The sequence below is a fragment of the Bacteroides sp. ET225 genome (genome assembly GCF_024733745.1).
GTDB lineage: Bacteria > Bacteroidota > Bacteroidia > Bacteroidales > Bacteroidaceae > Phocaeicola > Phocaeicola excrementipullorum.
Genome location: NZ_JANRHN010000017.1, coordinates 52595 through 72050, shown reverse-complemented (window position 1 = coordinate 72050; position 19456 = coordinate 52595). Strand labels below are relative to the sequence as shown.

12 protein-coding genes are annotated in these 19456 nt (G+C 45.6%); all 12 read right to left on the bottom strand.

What is annotated here, in order from left to right; all coding sequences use genetic code 11:
- Positions 1–2: 2 nt before the first annotated feature.
- The 12 genes from NW212_RS08905 to NW212_RS08850 all read right to left on the bottom strand — a co-directional run bounded on the left by NW212_RS08905 (position 3) and on the right by NW212_RS08850 (position 19452).
- Positions 3–971 (bottom strand): glycoside hydrolase family 130 protein, encoded by a 969-nt coding sequence (locus NW212_RS08905; protein WP_258338296.1) that lies wholly within the window; start codon positions 969–971, stop codon positions 3–5.
- Between the two features lie 24 nt (positions 972–995).
- A complete protein-coding gene (locus tag NW212_RS08900; RefSeq protein WP_375337974.1) occupies positions 996–2339 on the bottom strand; it encodes an MFS transporter in 1344 nt (447 codons plus the stop codon).
- Between the two features lie 33 nt (positions 2340–2372).
- Positions 2373–4649: a GH92 family glycosyl hydrolase gene (locus NW212_RS08895; RefSeq protein WP_258338295.1), complete on the bottom strand. Its 2277-nt coding sequence runs from the start codon at positions 4647–4649 to the stop codon at positions 2373–2375.
- A gap of 2 nt (positions 4650–4651) precedes the next feature.
- On the bottom strand, positions 4652–6949 hold the full coding sequence (locus NW212_RS08890; RefSeq protein ID WP_309148246.1) for a GH92 family glycosyl hydrolase: 2298 nt from the start codon (positions 6947–6949) through the stop codon (positions 4652–4654).
- 22 nt (positions 6950–6971) lie between these two features.
- On the bottom strand, positions 6972–7958 hold the full coding sequence (locus tag NW212_RS08885; RefSeq protein ID WP_258338293.1) for a FecR family protein: 987 nt from the start codon (positions 7956–7958) through the stop codon (positions 6972–6974).
- A gap of 166 nt (positions 7959–8124) precedes the next feature.
- Entirely contained in the window at positions 8125–10347 is a 2223-nt protein-coding gene (locus tag NW212_RS08880; protein WP_258338292.1) for a GH92 family glycosyl hydrolase, read from the bottom strand.
- A 417-nt stretch (positions 10348–10764) separates the two neighbouring features.
- The gene (locus NW212_RS08875; protein WP_258338291.1) at positions 10765–12321 is read right to left on the bottom strand and encodes an IS1634 family transposase; all 1557 of its coding nucleotides are present in this window, start codon (positions 12319–12321) and stop codon (positions 10765–10767) included.
- 200 nt (positions 12322–12521) lie between these two features.
- Positions 12522–14036: a BACON domain-containing protein gene (locus tag NW212_RS08870; RefSeq protein WP_258338290.1), complete on the bottom strand. Its 1515-nt coding sequence runs from the start codon at positions 14034–14036 to the stop codon at positions 12522–12524.
- Positions 14037–14069: 33 nt separating this feature from the next.
- On the bottom strand, positions 14070–15497 hold the full coding sequence (locus NW212_RS08865) for a BT_3987 domain-containing protein (RefSeq protein ID WP_258338289.1): 1428 nt from the start codon (positions 15495–15497) through the stop codon (positions 14070–14072).
- Between the two features lie 26 nt (positions 15498–15523).
- Positions 15524–16708, bottom strand: coding sequence for a DUF1735 and LamG domain-containing protein (locus NW212_RS08860; protein WP_258338288.1), 1185 nt, complete (start codon positions 16706–16708; stop codon positions 15524–15526).
- A 24-nt stretch (positions 16709–16732) separates the two neighbouring features.
- The gene (locus NW212_RS08855; protein ID WP_258338287.1) at positions 16733–17842 is read right to left on the bottom strand and encodes a glycoside hydrolase family 18; all 1110 of its coding nucleotides are present in this window, start codon (positions 17840–17842) and stop codon (positions 16733–16735) included.
- Between the two features lie 26 nt (positions 17843–17868).
- Positions 17869–19452 carry a RagB/SusD family nutrient uptake outer membrane protein gene (locus NW212_RS08850; protein WP_204462928.1) on the bottom strand — a complete coding sequence of 528 codons (1584 nt, stop codon included), beginning with the start codon at positions 19450–19452 and terminating at the stop codon, positions 17869–17871.
- Positions 19453–19456 lie beyond the last annotated feature (4 nt).

Sequence of the window (19456 nt, the reverse complement as noted above, 5' to 3'; positions counted from 1 at the left end):
TATCAGATAATTGAATGCGATTTCACAAAATCAATGATTTCGTCAACATACCCGAATGCCAGTCCGACAACCGTGTCAGCGGCCCCATAATATACAGCCACCCGTTTCCCGTCTTGAAGGGCTGCACATGGAAAGACAACGTTCGGCACATCCCCTTGCAGTTCATAAGGTGCAGCCGGCCCCAGCAAATACTCGCGTGTACGCCACAATACTTTCTCAGGATTTTCCTTATCCAGAATAGCAGCTCCCATGGCATAACGGAAGCCGTTGCAGGTCGTAATCACTCCGTGATAAAACAGCAGCCAGCCTGCTTCGGTCAGAAAGGGCACAGAACCGGCACCTATTTTCGTACACTGCCATGCACTCTCCTCGAAAGGAGTCACTTTCATTACACAACGGTGTTCTCCCCAATATTTCATGTCAGGGCTGTAACTGATATAAATATCTCCGAAAGGAGTATGTCCGTTATCGCTCGGACGACTTAACATCGCATATTTCCCGTTTATCTTTTGAGGGAACAGCACTCCGTTCCGGTTAAACGGAAGAAAAGCATTTTCACACTGATAGAATTCCTTAAAGTCGAACGTATATCCCAATCCGATGGTCGGGCCGTTATAGCCGTTGCACCACGTAATCCAGTATCTGTCTTCGATCCATGTCACGCGAGGATCGTATTTGTAGTCCGACTCAATCATATCCGTATTTCCAGGCTTGAAACTGATCGGATCGTGCTCGATTTTCCAGTGAATGCCGTCATTGCTGAACCCGGCAAAGATATTCATCTGCACCGCCTTGTTATCACATCTGAACACTCCGGCAAAGCCGTTGCCGAAAGGCACCACTGCACTGTTGAAAATACTGTTTGACGAAGGTATGTCATATCTTCCGATAATCGGATTCTCCGAATAACGCCACATTACATCCGCACATCCTGCCGGACGTTCTTCCCAAGGCATGTTCATTTTTTCCATACTTATTGTTTTAACGATTGATTATCATTCTTTTTCTCCCTCCAACAACGTACCGTCAGAAGCATACTTGAACGGAACAAAATAGGTCATCAGAAACGCAGGTATCGTGGCAATCAAAACAAAAATGAAGAACGGTTCATAACCGCCCGGCCTGTCAAACCATTTTCCCAACATTTCACACACCCATCCGCTCATCATTCCGGGAAGCATCACTCCCAGATTCATAATTCCGGAAGCAAAGGCATAATGTGCCATCTGATGTTTTCCGGGAGCAACCTGCTGCATCATAAACAAAGTCAATCCGACAAACCCGAATCCATATCCAAAATATTCGAAGACGATTCCACCGCAAATCAGCAATCCGTTTTCAGGCTGAAACGTTGCCAGCAAAGCATAAACCACAAAAGGAAGGTTGAAAATGCAGCAAAGTGAGAACAAGGTTTTCTTCAGCCCCCTTGCCGAAATATAATAGCCGGCAAGCAAGGATCCCAGCACGAACGCAGCCGCGCCGAATGTTCCATAGTACAATCCGATTTCCTTTTCCGTCAGTCCCAAACCTCCCATGCTTCTTTCTGCCTTCAAGAACAGAGGCACAATCTTCATGACAAAGCCTTCGGCAAAACGATACAGAATAATGAAAAACAGATAATAGACAATATGACTTTTGCGGAAAAAATCTGTCAGGACAGCAACAAGCTCTGCTCCCACCTGCTTCACGGTCCGAGAGCCCTTTCTGCCCGTTTCGGTCGACGGAAGCATGAAATAATGATAAATCCCAAGCAAGACCATCACTCCGCACAGAATTGCCATTATCAGCATCCACGCTTTACGGCTTGCATCTAAAAGCATTTCTCCGTTCTGCGCGTTTCCGCCGAAAGATTCGATGGCATAGCCAGCCAGATAAACCAGCCCCCCCGTTGCTATAATCTTCGCTATATTATAGAAAGCGCCTTGCCAACCGATATACTTGGCCTGATCAGAAGAAGAGAGTTCGCTCATATAAACTCCGTCGCAAGCAATATCATGAGTTGCTCCGCTGAAAGCAACGACGGCAAGCAAGGCAATGGCTATACTGAAAAAATGCGGCAGATTAAGCGAAAATGCAACCAGACCGAACGTTACGCCAGTAATCAGCTGCGTAGCTACCACAAAAAACTTCTTTGTTCTGAACAGTTCGAGAAAAGGACTCCACAATGGCTTCAATGTCCATGGAAGCAGGATCAGCGAGGTCCAGAAAGTTATCAGCTTATCTTCCACTCCCAATCCTTTAAACATCAACACCGTCACCATATTGAGCACGACAAAAGGAAGTCCCATTGCAAAATAAGCCGTAGGCACCCACGTAATGGGACTCCTTCTCTCTTTCATATTCATATCTGCATGCCAATATTTCATTGCGAATCAATATTTCATCTCATTACAGAAAGAATACGGAAGGTCTTCTTGGGCCGTTCCCCGTGACATGTCGGGCTTGCTGCTCATGGAAATCTCAATGCGTCCTCCATTCTGCAAGACGGAATGAGTCAGGTAATTTTTCGTATACTCCTCTCCGTTGACATTCATCTTTTCAATGTAGAAATTGTAAGAGCCGTTTTCAGGCGCATCAATCTGCATGCTGTTGCCGTTCTCAAAATGGAGCGTTGCCTTCTTGAACAGAGGCGCACCCATGACATACTGGTCTGTACCCGGACAAACCGGATAGAATCCCAGCGCTGAGAATACATACCATGCAGAAGTCTGTCCGTTATCCTCATCCCCGCAATAGCCGTCAGGAGTGGCAGAATACATTCTGTCCATAACCTGGCGCAACCAATACTGCGCCTTCCAAGGCTGCCTTGCATAGTTATACAGATAAATCATGTGCTGTATAGGCTGATTGCCATGCGCATAGTTTCCCATATTCATTACGGTCATCTCACGAATCTCGTGAATGGGAAAGCCGTAGTAACTGTCATCATAAAGAGGCGGTACAGAAAATACAGAATCCATCATTGCTACAAATGCCTCATCTCCTCCCATAAGGTTAATCAGACCTTGAGGATCGTGGAATACAGACCACGAGTAATGCCAACTGTTCCCTTCGGTAAATGCATCGCCCCACTTCAGCGGAGAGAACGGAGCCTGGAAGGTGCCGTCTTCGTTTTTGCCGCGCATCAGCTTGCTTTCCGGATCAAACAGGTTCTTGTAATTCATGGCCCGCTCCGCAAAGCGTTTGATTTCCTTGTCAGGGCGCTTCAATTCTTTAGCCAGACGATAGATACACCAGTCATCATAAGCATATTCCAGCGTGCGGGCCGCATTCTCATTGATGCCGACATTATAAGGCACATAGCCCAACTTATTATAATACTGGCAGCCCAACCGTCCGGTTGAGGAGATTTCAGGATGTACGTGTTCAGTGCCATGAACCAGGCCCTTATAAAGGGTTTCCACATCATCCACCTTGACACCTTTCAAATAAGCGTCTACCAGAACAGAAGCTGAATTGTTTCCAACCATACAGCCGCGATGTCCGGGACTTGCCCATTCGGGAAAGAATCCGCTTTCCTTATACACATTGATCAGCCCTTCCTGAATCTCCTTGTTCACGGAAGGATACATCAAGTTCAACAACGGGAACAGGCAGCGGAACGTATCCCAGAAACCAGTATCTGTATACATATAGCCCGGAAGCACCTGTCCGTTATAAGGACTGTAGTGCACCACCTTTCCTTCAGAGGTTATTTCATAAAACTTCCGGGGAAACAACAGCGAACGATACAGACAAGAATAGAACGTACGATACTGGTCCAGGTTTCCGCCTTCCACTTCAATCCGGCTCAATACCTTATTCCAGGCATCTTTTCCTTTTTCGACTAAGCAGTCAAAAGAATCCGCTCCCAGTTCCTTCAAGTTCTGCTCCGCCTGTTCATAACTGATGAATGAAGAAGCCACACGTGCATGCACGACTTCCCCTTTATGCGTCCGGAAGCCGATGACAGCGCCGGCATGGTCAGCCTGTGATTCGGGCACACCCGTCCGGACAATGCTGTCGGCCACAGTCGCCTGATAAGCAAACGGCTTGTCGAACTCAATCACAAAATAATTCTTGAAGTTCGCAGGCACCCCTCCGCTGTTGCGGGTAGAATATCCCCAAATACGATTATTCGCCTTATCAATCTTTACATAAGAACCTTTGTCGAAGGCATCGACCACGATATAGGAATGCTCATTTTCAGGGAAAGTGAAGCGGAACATGGCGGCCCGTTCGGTAGGTGTCATTTCGGCCACAATATCATAATCGGCCAGATATACCTTATAATAATAAGCCTTCGCCGTTTCCCCTTTATGGGCAAACCAGCTGGCACGCTTGTCTTCATCAAACTCTGCTTTCCCGACCATAGGCATGATAGAAAACTGGCCGTAGTCGTTTATCCACGGACTCGGCTGGTGAGTCTGCTTGAAACCGCGGATCTTGGTAGCAGTATATGTGTACTGCCAGCCGTCACCCATCTTACCGGTCTGGGGAGTCCAGAAGTTCATTCCCCACGGACGAGAAATGGCAGGATATGTATTTCCCGCCGACAGATCGAACGTCGACTGGGTTCCGACAAGCGGATTCACATAATCCGCATAATCCTTTGCCTGCACCAATGCAACGACGCAGGCAAACACAAACAACAACAAATGTTTTTTCATAATTACTCAGCTTTTACAGGTTTGACTCCCCATCGGGTGGGCTGGCCGGTCATACGAATCTCAAGCGTTCCGCCCTCAGCAATATCCCGATGGTTCAGGAAAGGTTCGTTTAAAGGCTGTCCGTTCAACAGAACAGATGCAATATATTTATTCTCAGGCGAATTGTTCTCCGTAACGACAGAAAATACTTTTCCGTCCTCCAGGCGAATCTCCGCCTTGTCAAAAATCGGGCGCCCGATAGAGTAAACCGGCTTTCCCGGGCAAACCTGATAGAATCCCATCGAATTAAGGATATACCATGCAGACATCTGTCCGCAGTCTTCATTGCCCGACAAGCCGTCAGGAGCATTCCGGTACTGCTCTTTCAGCACACGGTCAACCAGTTCCTGCGTTTTCCACGGACGGTTAATGTAGTTGTACAAATGAATCACATGATGGCTCGGCTCATTTCCGTGCGCATATTGCCCGATCAGTCCACTGATATCGGCAGAAACCAATTCTCCTTCAATCGTAGAGTCTGCCGTAAACAGCGAGTCCAGCTTTCCGGCAAAGGCATCTTCTCCGCCCATCAGTTCAACCAGCCCTTCCACATCATGCGGAACAAACCAGGACCACTGCCATGCATTTCCTTCACAGTAATCGTCGTTCCGGTGATTCGATGCTTTCGGATTAAAAGGAGTGCGCCAATTGCCTTTTGAATCTACCCCGCGCATGAAACGGGTAGAAGGATCGAAATACAGCGTATAGGCCTTGGCAAACTTGCGGTACTTCTCGCTGTTCCGGTAATCTCCGGCTGCCTCGGCAAGAACCGAGATGCAATAATCGTCATAAGCATACTCCAATGCCTTTGCCACCGATTCATTCTCAAGGTCGCACGGGATATAACCGAGCGCATTCTTATAATATTTGGCCATAGGCATCAGATGCGGAAGCACAGCGGCAGGGCATTTGATTCCTGTCGTATCGTATTCAGCCGCTCTCAAGCAAGCCTTATAAGCATCATGCAAATCAAAGTCCGCATTTCCCTTTGCATAAGCATCCGCAATGAGAGAAGCGGCATGGTATCCGATCATCGTACCGGTATAGTTGGAAGCCAGATCCCACATCGGGAAAATTCCGCCTTCACGGTTCTTCAGAAGCAGCGAATTGATAAATTCATTGTTCAACTGAGGATCGATGATCGAATACAGCGGATGCAAAGCCCGGAATGTATCCCAAAGAGAGAATATCGTATATACCGGCTTACCGGCATCACCCTGATGCACTTTCAGGTCCATGCCGAGATACCGTCCGTCAACATCCGTAAACAGATTCGGACTGACAGCCGCATGATACATAGCCGTATAGAAAATGGTCTTGTCCGTTTCGTTCTTTGCCGATACATCTATTTTCGACAGACAGCCATTCCAGGCATCGTGCGCGTCACTCCGTACCTTTTCAAAATCCCAGTCCGGTATCTCCGCTTCCAGGTTTTTCTGCGCTCCGTCCATATCCACGGCAGAAATGCCCACTTTGGCAAGCACCTGCTCGTCTTTCTCTGTCTTGAAGTTCAACAGAACCTTGCAGCGCGGCTGCATCTTTCCTTTCGGGTCGGCCAGCGTATCCCGGACAATTGTATAAGTAAAAGGCTTCGAGAATTTGGCATAGAAACTGAGCTGCTGATCAAATGCCCAGTATTCGGTAAGCTTGTGCCCTCTGATTTCCGTATCGCTCACCACCTCCACCTGCATGTCGAGGTTTGTCTGATGCTGGATAGAATAGTCGAGATCAAGAATAAAGCCCGATTTGTCTGATTCAGGGAAAGTATACCGGTGAATGGCGGCCCTCGGAGTTGCCGCAAGTTCCGCTTTCACCTGATAGCGGTCGAGAAACACCGAATAATATCCCGGCACAGCCACTTCATTTTCATGCGAAAAGGCAGATGCGTAAGGCAAGGTCTGCGAGCTGTAATCCTGCGGGTCATACTGCTGTTCTCCCACAGTAGGCATCAGCAGAAAGTCACCATAGTCGGCACAGCCAGTACCGCTGACATGCGTATGCGAAAAGCCGTTAATAGTGGAATCTTCATAATAATATCCCGAGCAGGCATCCCATCCGTCGATCCGTGTGTCCGGACCGGGCTGGATCATACCATGCGGAGTGACCGGACCGGGAAAAGTGTGCCCATGTCCGCCCGTGCCGATAAAAGGATTTACATATACGGTATAGTCTTTTTCTGTCTGTTTGTCCGAACAGGAAGTTGCGCAAAAGACACTTCCGCAAATTCCCAAAACAACAACCGCAACTGCATTTTTCATAATATTCCTGTTTTTAGATTAATGTCTATTCTGACGAAATAAAAATCACATTGTTACGCTCTTTGTATTTGATGTGAAGCGTATGCCTCAACAGCTCCAGCATTCCGGTGACCGTGCTTTTCTTCTTCAGCTCGCCGGAATAGGTAGAAATCTTTTCCATATCAGGCGACAGAATAATCTTCACGTCATATATTTCTTCGAGCAGTCCGGCAATCTTTACGATATCCGCATTGACCAGACGCACCATATCGCTGTGCCACACAGCATCAAGCATCGCATCCGTTTCAAGCACTTTCATCTGTCCGGTACCCTTGTTCAGTTCAACTTTCTGCCCCGGCGAAAGCGTAATGGCACCCTCATCGTGTTTTCCCTCTGCCCGTATTTCACCTTCGAGCAGCGAGGCTTCCACAATCCGGCATCCGGGAGCATTCTTGAAATTAAACTTAGTACCCAGCACCTGTATGTCCATCGACTCGCCCGAAACGATAAAGGGCTTGTGCCTGTCTTTCGTCACTTCAAAGTAAGCCTCTCCACACAGTTTAAGCCTACGGCATTCGTCCGTGAACTGCTCCGGGTATTCCAGCACCGAGTTTTCATTCAGCCACACATGGCTGCTATCCGGCAACACCACTTCAATCACCTCACCGTCTGCCGTGGCGACCGTCTGCCATTTGCCCTGATACGTATCGTCAAAATACCAGACCGCCAGTCCGGACAACGACAGAATCAGCACGACAGCAGCCGCATATCTCGTCCATTTGGGAAGGACAAACACCTTGCGTTCTTTTCTGTCCTGCCCGATCCGTTCAAAAAGGCGCTCTTCAGCCCGCTCAATCCGCTCCCTCTCCAAACCATCCGCACGCTTCCCGAGGAAATACATTTCCTCCCACTCAAAGAGTTGGCGGGCATGCTCGTCCGATTCATTTGCCCATCGGACAATCATCCGACGTTCATCGTCCCTGCATTTCCCGTTAAAATAACGAATGATCATTTCATAATCAACATTTTTCATTTTACCTCAAGACTTCTACCTATTATATATATCCATTATCCTTCGACGAAATATCCGAGCTCAAACGTGCCCTGTCTGTTTCACAAAGAAAACAGATTCTGATTACAAAACACTTACAGCAAACATGTTAAAAAACATTATTCTGTCATTCAACCGGATATGTCCGCTACCACCAGACTTGTCCCGGCGAACTTCCCATCTCGATTTCCAACACTCCGCCCTCCATAATCTGCTGATGGGTTATGTAGCTCTTTGTATACGGTTTGCCGTCAAGTTTGACCGACTGGATATAACAGTTCGCACCGCCGGCTCCATGAGCGCGGACAACAAACGACTTGCCTCCGCCGAGCTGCAAGGAAACCTCCGGAAAGAGCGGACATCCTATTTCATATTCTCCTGATACCGGATTCACCGGATAGAAGCCCATTGAACTGAACACATACCATGCAGACATCTGCCCGCAGTCTTCATTGCCGCACAAGCCGTCAGGAGTATTCGTATACAACGTGCGCATAATCTGCGACAAATACTTCTGTGCCTTCCAAGGCTGTCCTGCCGCATTGTACAAATAGGCCACATGATGTCCCGGCTCGTTGCCGTGAGCATACTGGCCGATCATTCCCGTACTGAAGATAGGCAGTTTGTCCGCATCCGTCGGATGAAATGTGAACATACTGTCCAGCTTCTGGACAAACCGTTCTTTCCCGCCTGTCAATGCCATCAGCCCTTCGACATCATGCTGCACCGACCAGAAATATTGCCATCCGTTGCTCTCACATATATGCGGAGTATAGTCTTCGGCATTGAAATCCTCAATGAAGTTTCCTTCCTTGTCACGCGGCTGCATGAAGGATGTAGCGGGATTGTAAACGTTTCTGTAGTTTTTCGAACGCGCATAAAACGCTTCGGCAATGTCTTTCTGTCCCATTTTGCTGGCCATTTCCGCTATGCAGTAATCGTCAAAGGCATATTCCAACGTTTTCGACAATGACCAGTTATCTCCCTCCGAAGGATCATGAAGATCATAGGGAATATATCCTTTTTCCTTATACACGCCGATATCTCTGTAGCTGTCCAGATTGGCTGTCGCGACGCAGGCTTCGAGAGCCTTTTCCGGATCAAAGTCACCGATACCTTTCAGGTAGGCATCCGCTATGACAGGCACAGCGTGATAGCCTATCATCATGTCCGTTTCGCATCCATAAAAGTTCCACACCGGCAGACGGCCGTTCTGGTCATAAAAGGCAAGCAGCGATTTGACCATATCATTAACACGCTCGGGCTGTGTCAGCGTGAAAAGCGGATGGGCTGCCCGATAAGTATCCCACAGCGAAAAGGTGCTGTAATTCACCCATCCGTCGGTCTGATGTACCTTTCCGTCGGGTCCATAGTACTTGCCGTCTACGTCGCTGTATATCGTAGGGGCAAGCATACTATGATACAAGGCTGTATAAAAAACCGCCTTCTCATCGCGAACGTCGGTCTTCACCCTGACTTTCGCAAGCGCGCTGTTCCATGCGGCTTCAGCGTCTGCCAGGTAATCATCGAAATCATTCCCTGATCCCTCTGCCCGAAGATTGCCCAATGCTCCTTCCATACTCACTCCGGAAAGAGCCGTCACAAGCGTAAGCTGTTCTCCTTCGCGCGTGGGATAATCAAAGCGCGCAACCGTCGCTGTCCCTATCCTTTTCCCGTCTTTCTCTATAGCTGCCGTATCAAGTTCCACACCGGCAAACGGACGGGAAAAACGAGTGCAGAAATACACTTTCTGGTTACGTGCCCATCCGTCGGAAAAACGATAGCCGGCCACAGTGACCGAATCGATGATTTCTATATGCGAATCTTGCGTGGCATCCCAGTTCATCGCCTTGGCCAGATTTAGGAAGACAGCCGACTGTGCTTCCGGAAAAGTATACCGCTGGACGCCGCAGCGGGGGGTTGCCGTCAGCTCTACGTTAATGCCGTAGTCATCCAGTTTCACCTGGTAATATCCCGCCCATGCCTGCTCGTTTTCGTGTGAAAATTTCGAGTGGATGCCCAATGGAGCTTCTGCTTCACGACAGGGCAAGGTGACGGGCATGAAAGAGATGTCGTACAAATCACCGGCTCCCGTTCCTGAAAGGTGCGTATGACTGAATCCGGCAATCGTGCTGTCCGGATAAAAGTAGCCGGCAATACGGTCCCAGCCGGGCAGTCCGTTGTCCGGACTCAACTGGACCATGCCGAAAGGCACCTGAGCCCCCGGATAGGTGTTCCCGGTAAAGTCGGTTCCAATAAACGGATTGACCAACTTCGCATAACTCTCTTCTGTTTCTTCCGAAAGGCGGCTACAGCCGGCAACGGTCAGACCCGCCATAAATAATATCAAAGAAATCGGGAATTTCTTCATTGAATGTGTTTTTTAGGTTTATATAAAAAACAGACTGAAAGCGAGAAACACTTATATGCTCCCGTATATTTAACAGTTTTACCGGAATGTTCCGGCAAGATTATTTTTCTGCAACGCCACCAAACATCCTCAATCTCCAATGTAAAGATATGCGTCTTCAGGCTAAAGATATACATCTCCAGTCTAAGGATTTATATCTCCAGCCTAAAGATAAAGATTTTATTGCGGCATTCCAAAATTTATACTGCCTGAAATTGCTCTCCGGAATGCAATGCCCCAAAAGATAAAAAAGCCATACTGACACAGAAAAGCTCTCTCCGCCAACGGATAATCCCGCAACGGAGAGAGCCACTCAAATTATACTATGGAGAAAAGAAACGGTTATTTGTATTCGATGGTTACACTGTCCTGACTTCGTCATCGTGTCACCCAAAAATTTTCATCAAAGAGTTTAGCAATTTTCTGATGCCTTGCCATCAGCATAGTCTGTGTGTAAACGTCCTTGTTCAGAGGCAGCTTAATTTGTACTGTCGTGATAGTCTTTGCCAATGCAAGCACCTTATCTACACTCATATTAATCTCTGTGACTTTCAACATACGCTCCAATTCCTTGTAAACTTTCAAAGCCACAAAACAGATGCATATATGGGCTTCTATGCGTTTGCGTGTAAAATGGAACATAGGACGTATCTCTATCTTTGATTTCGCAATGCGGAATGCCCGTTCTACGTGCCAAAGGTTATGATATGCTGTGTATACATCTTGTTTCCGTATATCTGTGTTGGTGAGATACCCTTTGAGCCCATCCCAACGGGAGTCGTCAGTTATGCGGTCATAGTTGATGGTAACTTTCACGTCACCCTCCATAGATAAAAACTTATTGTAACCTCTTTTGTTGATGTTACCCTTCGTGAGAGTACCATGCTTATAAGCTTTTTCCAACCTGCGTATGCCTTTTTCTCGGTTATAGGCGCCTTTCTTCGCCCGATCATCTGTATAGCCTACCAAAAGCCGACGTCCGCCCCCTTTATCATATTCAATCATATTTTTGTCTTGCTTAGGTTGGTTCAATATCCACTCCTTTATCTCTGTACTTTCATTCTTTATCTTCGCACCTATTATATACTTGTAGCCGTGCGTCTCAAGTTCCGCAATGTTGGCATTGTTCATCAGGCCCGAATCAGCCACAACCACAAAGTTTTCTAAACCGTATTTGCTTACAAACTCGTTTATCATCGGCAGCATTGTGTGCCCTTCATATTTGTTGCCTTCATGGATGCAATAGGCAAGCGGGTAGCCACCTAAACTTACAAGCAGTCCCAATATGATTTGAGGATTGCTGTGACGTCCTTCTTTCGAGAAGCCCGTCTTGCGTAATTCGTCCTCATAATCCGCTTCAAAGTAAAGCGTAGTAACATCATAGAATAACACGCCGATATTGCCACCAAACAGTTGGGCTGTATGACGTACGCTGATGTCCTGAACAATCTCATGCTGATGATTGCTAAGTTTGTCAAGATAACGATAGATTTTGGAGAGGCCTACGTCCTCGTCAAAATGGTTCTTCAAGTATTCCACCGTTGCTGACTTACTAGAGGGACAAGCAAGGCGGGCTTTTACAAGTTTGCGGAACACTTCATCGTCAATACGGTTGAAGCCAATCCTATCAAACGTACGATCCAAAATCAAGTCGCAGCCGTTGAGAAGGATATTGCTTACCTGAGATAGTACCCGACGGACTTCTTCTCGCTCTCGGTCGCACGCCTCACGCTCCTCACCATACAGGTCCAGTTGTGGTTGTCGTCGAGATTCTTCTTTAGAAATCCATTCTTTTGCTTGGCTGACAAGACTTTCTACCTCATTTTCACTATATGCGACACCTATTGTGGCAAGTTCCTTCATCTTGCCACCTATTTTCTCAACAATAATAATTCCGATGTTGCCGGATGGATACTTCTTTTTACGAATAAACATAGTTAAAATACCTTTCGTGTCACCCTAAATCAGGTGACACAAAGATACAAAACTATGTTTGCCAGACAGTTATGAAATTTGTGTTTTTTGAGTGACGAAGTCAGGAAAAAGCCATACTGACACAGAAAAGCTCTCTCCGCCAACGGATAATCCCGCAACGGAGAGAGCCACTCAAATTATACTATGGAGAAAAGAAACGGTTATTTGTATTCGATGGTTACACTGTCATCTTTTAACAATTCTGGTATTTCTTGGCCTTGTTTCAATATTATTTTTTCCAATGCATTACTACAACCCACAGCATTCAGTTTTTTTAGCGAAGGACATTCTGAAACGTCAATAACTTTCGTATATGAAAAGAATGGAGAAGAATACAAATACAAATCTAATTCTTCCATCTTCTCACTAATAAACGTAAGAGATTCAGCAAAAGTATATCCATAACTTATGACACTTGACAAACTAAATGTTGTAATAGGATTATCTCCTAAATTAAAGAGGCTGAGATTCGTACCATAATGCAATCCTAATTCTTTAACTTTATGCAAACCGGAAATATCGATCTTTTTCAAAGAACCGCTGACACTAATACTAACCTTTTCAAGATTAGGGAAGTTTTCTATTCCCGTCAAATCCGTTATTCGATTATAATAATCATCATATTCAAGAGCCGTAGCATTCAAGCCATCTTCAAGTATACTATACTGATTACCGAATTTAACAATCCATCCATTATCTTCCAATGCAGAAGCCAAAGCAGCATCAGGAATATCAATCAGTTTGTCAGAAGAACTTTTCTGCACAATAGAAATAGCATATTCAAATTCATTGGCTACAAAATTAATTGTACCTGCACGCAATTGCTGTGCAGCTGATAAATCATACGTGACAGTATAAGCAGACAATCCATCATCACCAACCACAGGTTCTGATATTTGCGGACCTTCAATCCAATCATTCCCCTCAGCCACTTCTGCCGTGAACTCCAAGTTTGTCAAGACTTTAAACTCAACACTGCGGGCAGAATAATCATCATAAACAATTGTATTGTTTTCCATATTCTCTTGAGTAACTTCAAACTTCTCTGTAGGAGATTGATTGATCGTTATATTCAACACCTCCTCTGTAAGCGGACTTGATATCGTAACGGAAGAAGAACGCGGTAAATATGTATCATTCTCATTCACCGTAAGCTGAATGATTCTTTCACCTTTAAAGTCGTTCTGTCTGGCTAAGACAACCCATCCCTCAGAGCTCACAATAGAAAGATCAGCTATATTAGTCTGCACATTAACAGTAGCCTTTCCACCTTCCTCAGCAATCTCTATTAAATCTTCACTGAGCAGAGAAAGTGTATAGTCCGGACTAGATTCGATTAACAACGGAACAACAGTTGAACCGGTAAAGAACTTAAATGTGGCACTAAGCTTCTCTCCCGTTGTATTTTCATCCACCGTAAAAGTCACTTCTTCTCCACTTTTTCCTTCCGTAGCTGAAGGATGCGCCCATTCGCATGTTCCTGCCAGCCTCCAATCTCCATCACTCGTTACTGTTACGGCAACAGAACCTCCCTCTTTTGCCACTTGAATGGTATCAGAAGACAATGAAATAGCGACATTGCTTCCATTATCCACGGCAGGATCATTATCATCGGAGCAACTCCAGAAACCTAGAGTTGCCGACATTATCATTAAATAATATTTAAGCGATTTCATTTTTTGTTGCTTTATCATAAAACATCAGACTTATCAATATAACGGCTTACGCTCAGTACTGTTTTTATCATATTTATAATCCGGATGAAGAAGTTCTTCATCATACAAGCCTTTACAAACATTTTGACAACGGTATATCTGAGATCCGTATTTACTTGGGTTCAATGCGAAGAACATATAATATCCATATCCTTCTTCTTTCTTCCAGCGCGCCGTTGATTCACTGCTATCGCCCCGTCCGAGATTCAGTTCGATAGACATACCTCCGCACTGCTTTAATGTCATTCCAATACCAGGACTTGCAGATCCGCCATAATCAGCAACTGCATAGTCGCAATATTCTCCAGGAGTAATGCCATCAATAACTTCAAGAGAACTTGAATACATTGACCCTAGATTATACAAGGACACAATTTTGTCAGGCATTGCCATTTTACACTCATACATCAAACGGGAACCCGCATAAGCAGACCTTTTTGCGAGCCACGGATTAGATAAATCCGGAGAATTTGAATATTCATCATCAAAAGCCACACCGTCCAAATTGTAAGCGTCACAATAAGCAGCCAGTTCACGGGCAAATTCACGAGCCCCCATATCCGACAATTGAGCTACTCCAGCGATGTCGTGATTGCCAAGAATACTGATTATCACTTTCATTCCGGCTTTACGAAGCGGCTGCAGATATTCTTCATTATGGTCTAACAGGAACTGTACATTCGGGTTATTGTAGACATAAACCCGCTTCTTTTCTGCATCCCAATTAATATTGGCTGCAAACAGCACAATATGATCAAAAAAGTACTTTCCGCTTTCCGTCACAAACTCAAGCGCATTAAGCGGATTAACGTCGTTCACCTCAAAATAGAGAACATTCGTCACAGCGCCCTCCCCCTTAAAGGTATTAGGCATGTTACGATAATCCTTCACCAGAAGTACCATGTGCTGAGCATCTTCGGTCAATGTTACCCCCTCAGTCGTTGTTGTAACAGTCAACGGAACAATATAAGTTTTATCTTCTACCATTCCATCGAAAGCTTTCAACGTTACACCAATATTCGGGTATGTTTGTTCATCCGGCGCAATCAGATAAGCACCGTCATTCTCAAAACTTACATTTGCAGACGGAAACAGTTCAAAGTCAGTTCCATGTGCTGCATTATAAGTTTGGGCATAAGCCTCATCTACCGCAACCTTAATATCTACGCCTTTCTTTGGAAGCGTTGACAGACTAAATGTAATATCAGTAGAATATTCATCACCGCGCATTTCCACCACAGAATTATTTTTCAAAGTAGTTCCGTCAATCAACTTTCCTTTCAGCTGTATCACGTCTGCATACGGTGAAGTACTATCTGATCTTACGATAGCATCTTCTTCACACGAAGTCACCGTCATTAAAGTCAACATAGCCAATGGCAAGGCCTTCAGACTTTGTTTGAAAACATGTAGTATATTCATAATTCAGATTTTATCCGTTTAAACAATTATTTTCCGCTTTCAGGCAATGAAACTTTAGTCCAAGTAATATCTTTCATGGCAGTAATGTCATTACCATTTGCAGTATTGTCCTTAACTACTTTTCCTGCACCTTCATTAAATTTCCAATAAGCAATCAATCCCGGACTTGCAGGATCCACTTCATAGAAATGAGAAGCGATTTCTTCCTGCGTACGCTGCACGCTCCATACACGAAGTTCAGAGATCTCACCTTCCAGCCAGCGCTGATCATTCCAAGCATAACCAACATAACAGCCGTTTCCACCCCACAAACTAACACTGCCGCTAGCTTTTGTATCATGAGCAACCTCTTCTCCATTTGTATAGATAATACGATCACCCGTATTTGCATCCCAAACAACAGCTATATGTACCCATTCATTTGTCGGAAGCCCTAATGCTGAATTTCCTTCGGGGAAATTTCCATTCGGATTTACCAGCTGTACCTGATTTTGAGGAAATCCACTGTCACCGATACGAACCAAGAAAGAACCCTCAATTCCAAAAATGGTACTCATGGCTTCACCCTTCAGGCCATTCACTGTTCCAAAATCACGTACTCGAACCAATGCTTCGATTGTTACTGATTTCAAATTCCGTATTAAATCAGTACTTTTCCAATTTACCGGGAAATAGTTCTGTGAAATATCTGCCACAACATTAATCAAAGAAGCCCCCTTAAAGACAAAATAGGTAACTTTCTTTGAATCCAAGACATCTACTCCTGTTACATCCACCACTTCTACCGGCATTACATAAGTAGAATCCCGATTCAATGTTTCCAAATTCACAAAAGATACAGTTACAGGATTTGATTTTGTTGCACCTATATCAATGGTAGCCACTGGTGATTCAATCACACACTTATCCTCTGGCAAGGCAAGAGCCTTTTCCCCATAAAGCGAGTTGTACACGTCAACCTTTGATGGAGATGCGGCAAACGTTCCTTTTATGGTTGTGCCCGCTTCAAGAGCTGTAGCCAAATACAAATCCTGTGAAGCAGATTCCGGAGCTCCTGACCCTTTGAAAACAAAGTCATTCACAGGGTTCTCCATATCCACGAAGAGCTTGTTGTCGAAATGATGCTCATTCAATTCGTCGTTTGTCTTACATCCGCAAACGGCAATTGATGCAAAAGCGAGAGCAATTATATTCAGTTTTTTCAGTTTCATAGTTCTTTATCCGTTAGAATTTGACTAATTCATGATTTGCAACGCCTGACGAATATGCCCGTAAGTATATTCGCGCTGGAAGTAATCATCCCTTACATTGTCTACGCAAAGACCGGCCTTTTCAAAAGTACCTTGTGAAGATATCACTGCATAAGCAGCACCTATCACTGCATAAACCTTAGTTCCATCCTCATTTGTCCCGTTGAAATAGCCGTCCGTTGCCTTTTCATCAGCAAGATCAGGTATTGTCACTCCGAAAACGATACGGTCGGCAGGCACACCTTCGGTCAACTGCATTTCGGCATTCCATATCACATCATCCGAAGAAACAGCGTCAAGCATCGGGATAACAATATAATCCGCATAACTGAAAATGGAAGCGTCCATTATATTGGACGTGTATCCCTCAAATATGAATACAGCATCCTGATGGCTTTCCGCCCACGTCTTGATTTTTCCAAAGAATGTTGCCTGACGTGCCTGCAGCTGTGCTTTCTCTGCTTCAGGCATACCTACCGGTGATGCAGGATTTGAATAAACTACCTGAATGCCATCGTATCCGTACTTGTCATACAAAGCCAACAGGCTGTCTACATACTGATTGCACACTTCCGTAAAGCGGTCGGCTTCCGGCTCTGCCGGCTGTTCTGCCTCACCTCCTTCTTCAGCCTGACTTTCTGACTCCTCTTGAGAAGCGTCGTTCTCAGCTTCTTCTCTGTCCAGAATAGCCTGAAGAGCAGCTTCTACATCAGTATAGCTGATTGCATACAAAGTGCGGGTGCCCTTCTGCTCGCGTATTTCAGCCATTTCCTGCTCTGTAACCGGGTTCAGGCTGTCTGCCGCCTGCAAGACAACAAAGTCCGTGCTGTCGGGAAGCGCAGAAATACGGTCGCCCTGTCCTCCTACAGTATACCCGCTATTGTCAAACTTCGCTATCAATATCTTGTGGGGATTCTGCTTATACTCCCTCAGCAAGTTCAAGTATGCGTTATAAGCTTCCGGATCCTGTTCCGACGGAAGAGTGTAGTTATAGTCCAAGCTCTCCACATCTGTCCAGTCTGAACATGACGATACAACCGGAACAACGAACGCAGCCAGCGCAAAGCTTTTGATCAGTTTTTTATAGTTGTTCATAATCTTCAAATTTTAAAGGTTCAAGTTTACTTTTTGCAAGCCCACCATACATCAGTAGCCATATTGTCCGGACCATTCAGGTAATTGTCACGTGCATATTGAACGTTTTCCTGATTATTGGTGTTTTCTTCTGTAGGATAAGGCATCCGGCGCACTCCGCGGTTGCTGTCAACCACGCCTCCACTCTTGTTTCCTGTAGCTGTAGCAGGTATCAGATGAGGATATCCCGTGCGGCGATAATCTGCCCACGCCTCATTGCCCAGCATCCAGTTGGCAATCCACTTCTGCGTAATGATGCGTTCCTGCTTTTCTTCAACGGTAGCGCTTTCATCCCATTTGATTGTGATGTCGCTGATTGTGCTGGAATATGAATTAGCTCCGGCTGGATCTGTATAAGTTTCAGGCACGCTCGTGTCATCAGCCAAATATTCGTCAGCACCGGTAGCTCCCCACTGCTCAAATGACAGACGTACACCCTGCTCGTAGAAGCTCTGTGCAGTTCCACCCAGATCAAAGCCGAACACCGCCACACCTTCTGCACGAAGGAAAGCAACTTCTGCTGCATTCATCCACTGAACCGGATCTCCGGCAGAGATGTTTATTGCCGAATATTTTGAGAAATATTGGCTTGCAGACGAACCACGGTCTATGCTGCGGCGAAGCCCCACAAACGTGTTCTGGTTCCAGGCACCGTCTTCATTCTTAAAATAGCTGGCACGACGGTTATCCTTGTAACCGTTCATATAGCAGACGATATCTGCCGAAGGCCGGCTTTCATCACCGTTATAGTTAATAACAGTAAACAAAGAATTGGTAATAGTTCCAAAATAATGCCATGCAGCATTGTCTTCGTTCTCTTCAATCACTCCAAATTCGTGTTTGACTGCGCTTTCCGCCATTTCCTTGGCCTTGGTCGGGTTCGCATAAGAAATACGCATCGCCAGACGCAGCTTCAACGAGTTAGCAAACTTAATCCACTGCTGAACGTTTCCGCTATATACAAAGTCTGCACTCGGAACCAAAGCAGCATCCTTATTTTCGGTCAGCGTAACGATTGCGCTGTCCAATTCGTTGAAAAACGTATCATACACCTTTTCCTGCGAATCATAAGGCACTGTAATCTTTCCTTCTTCTCCAATCTGAGAATAAGGAATCGCTCCATACGCATCTGTAACACGGCTCATTGCAGCGACCTTGATCACCATAGCTATCGCATACGGAACAGGATTCTCCGTTGTCTGGGAAACGAGTTTCACGGTGTTGAGATTCGGATACAATTGCGGGATAATCCGGTCGCTTATCAAAAACACACGAGTCCAGTCATTCGTTGCATTGAAGTTTCCAATTGATGAAGGCCAGGCTCCGGAGTCAGCAAAATATCCGCCACAAGTACCTCCCAGCAAACAGTCGGTAAACTGCGCCGTATTATTATCATCCGATATCACTGTCCCGGCCAAATTACTCATAGCGGACCCAAGCGCATAGTCATCCGGATTCAAGTCACCCGGCTGATAAGGATCGGAGTTGATGTCGATGTATTTGTCAGTACAAGAAAAACTTCCCAAAGCCAAAGCACCGCACATCAATGTATTAAAAATATATCTTTTCATACCT

Bases quoted from the DNA above. Each gene is read 5' to 3' on its own strand.
- NW212_RS08905 (WP_258338296.1), bottom strand. From the start codon at position 971: ATGGAAAAAATGAACATGCCTTGGGAAGAACGTCCGGCAGGATGTGCG.
- NW212_RS08850 (WP_204462928.1), bottom strand. From the start codon at position 19,452: ATGAAAAGATATATTTTTAATACATTGATGTGCGGTGCTTTGGCTTTG.
- NW212_RS08885 (WP_258338293.1), bottom strand. From the start codon at position 7,958: ATGAAAAATGTTGATTATGAAATGATCATTCGTTATTTTAACGGGAAA.
- NW212_RS08855 (WP_258338287.1), bottom strand. From the start codon at position 17,842: ATGAACAACTATAAAAAACTGATCAAAAGCTTTGCGCTGGCTGCGTTC.
- NW212_RS08875 (WP_258338291.1), bottom strand. From the start codon at position 12,321: ATGTTTATTCGTAAAAAGAAGTATCCATCCGGCAACATCGGAATTATT.
- NW212_RS08880 (WP_258338292.1), bottom strand. From the start codon at position 10,347: ATGAAGAAATTCCCGATTTCTTTGATATTATTTATGGCGGGTCTGACC.
- NW212_RS08900 (WP_375337974.1), bottom strand. From the start codon at position 2,339: ATGAAAGAGAGAAGGAGTCCCATTACGTGGGTGCCTACGGCTTATTTT.
- NW212_RS08860 (WP_258338288.1), bottom strand. From the start codon at position 16,708: ATGAAACTGAAAAAACTGAATATAATTGCTCTCGCTTTTGCATCAATT.
- NW212_RS08895 (WP_258338295.1), bottom strand. From the start codon at position 4,649: ATGAAAAAACATTTGTTGTTGTTTGTGTTTGCCTGCGTCGTTGCATTG.
- NW212_RS08870 (WP_258338290.1), bottom strand. From the start codon at position 14,036: ATGAAATCGCTTAAATATTATTTAATGATAATGTCGGCAACTCTAGGT.
- NW212_RS08865 (WP_258338289.1), bottom strand. From the start codon at position 15,497: ATGAATATACTACATGTTTTCAAACAAAGTCTGAAGGCCTTGCCATTG.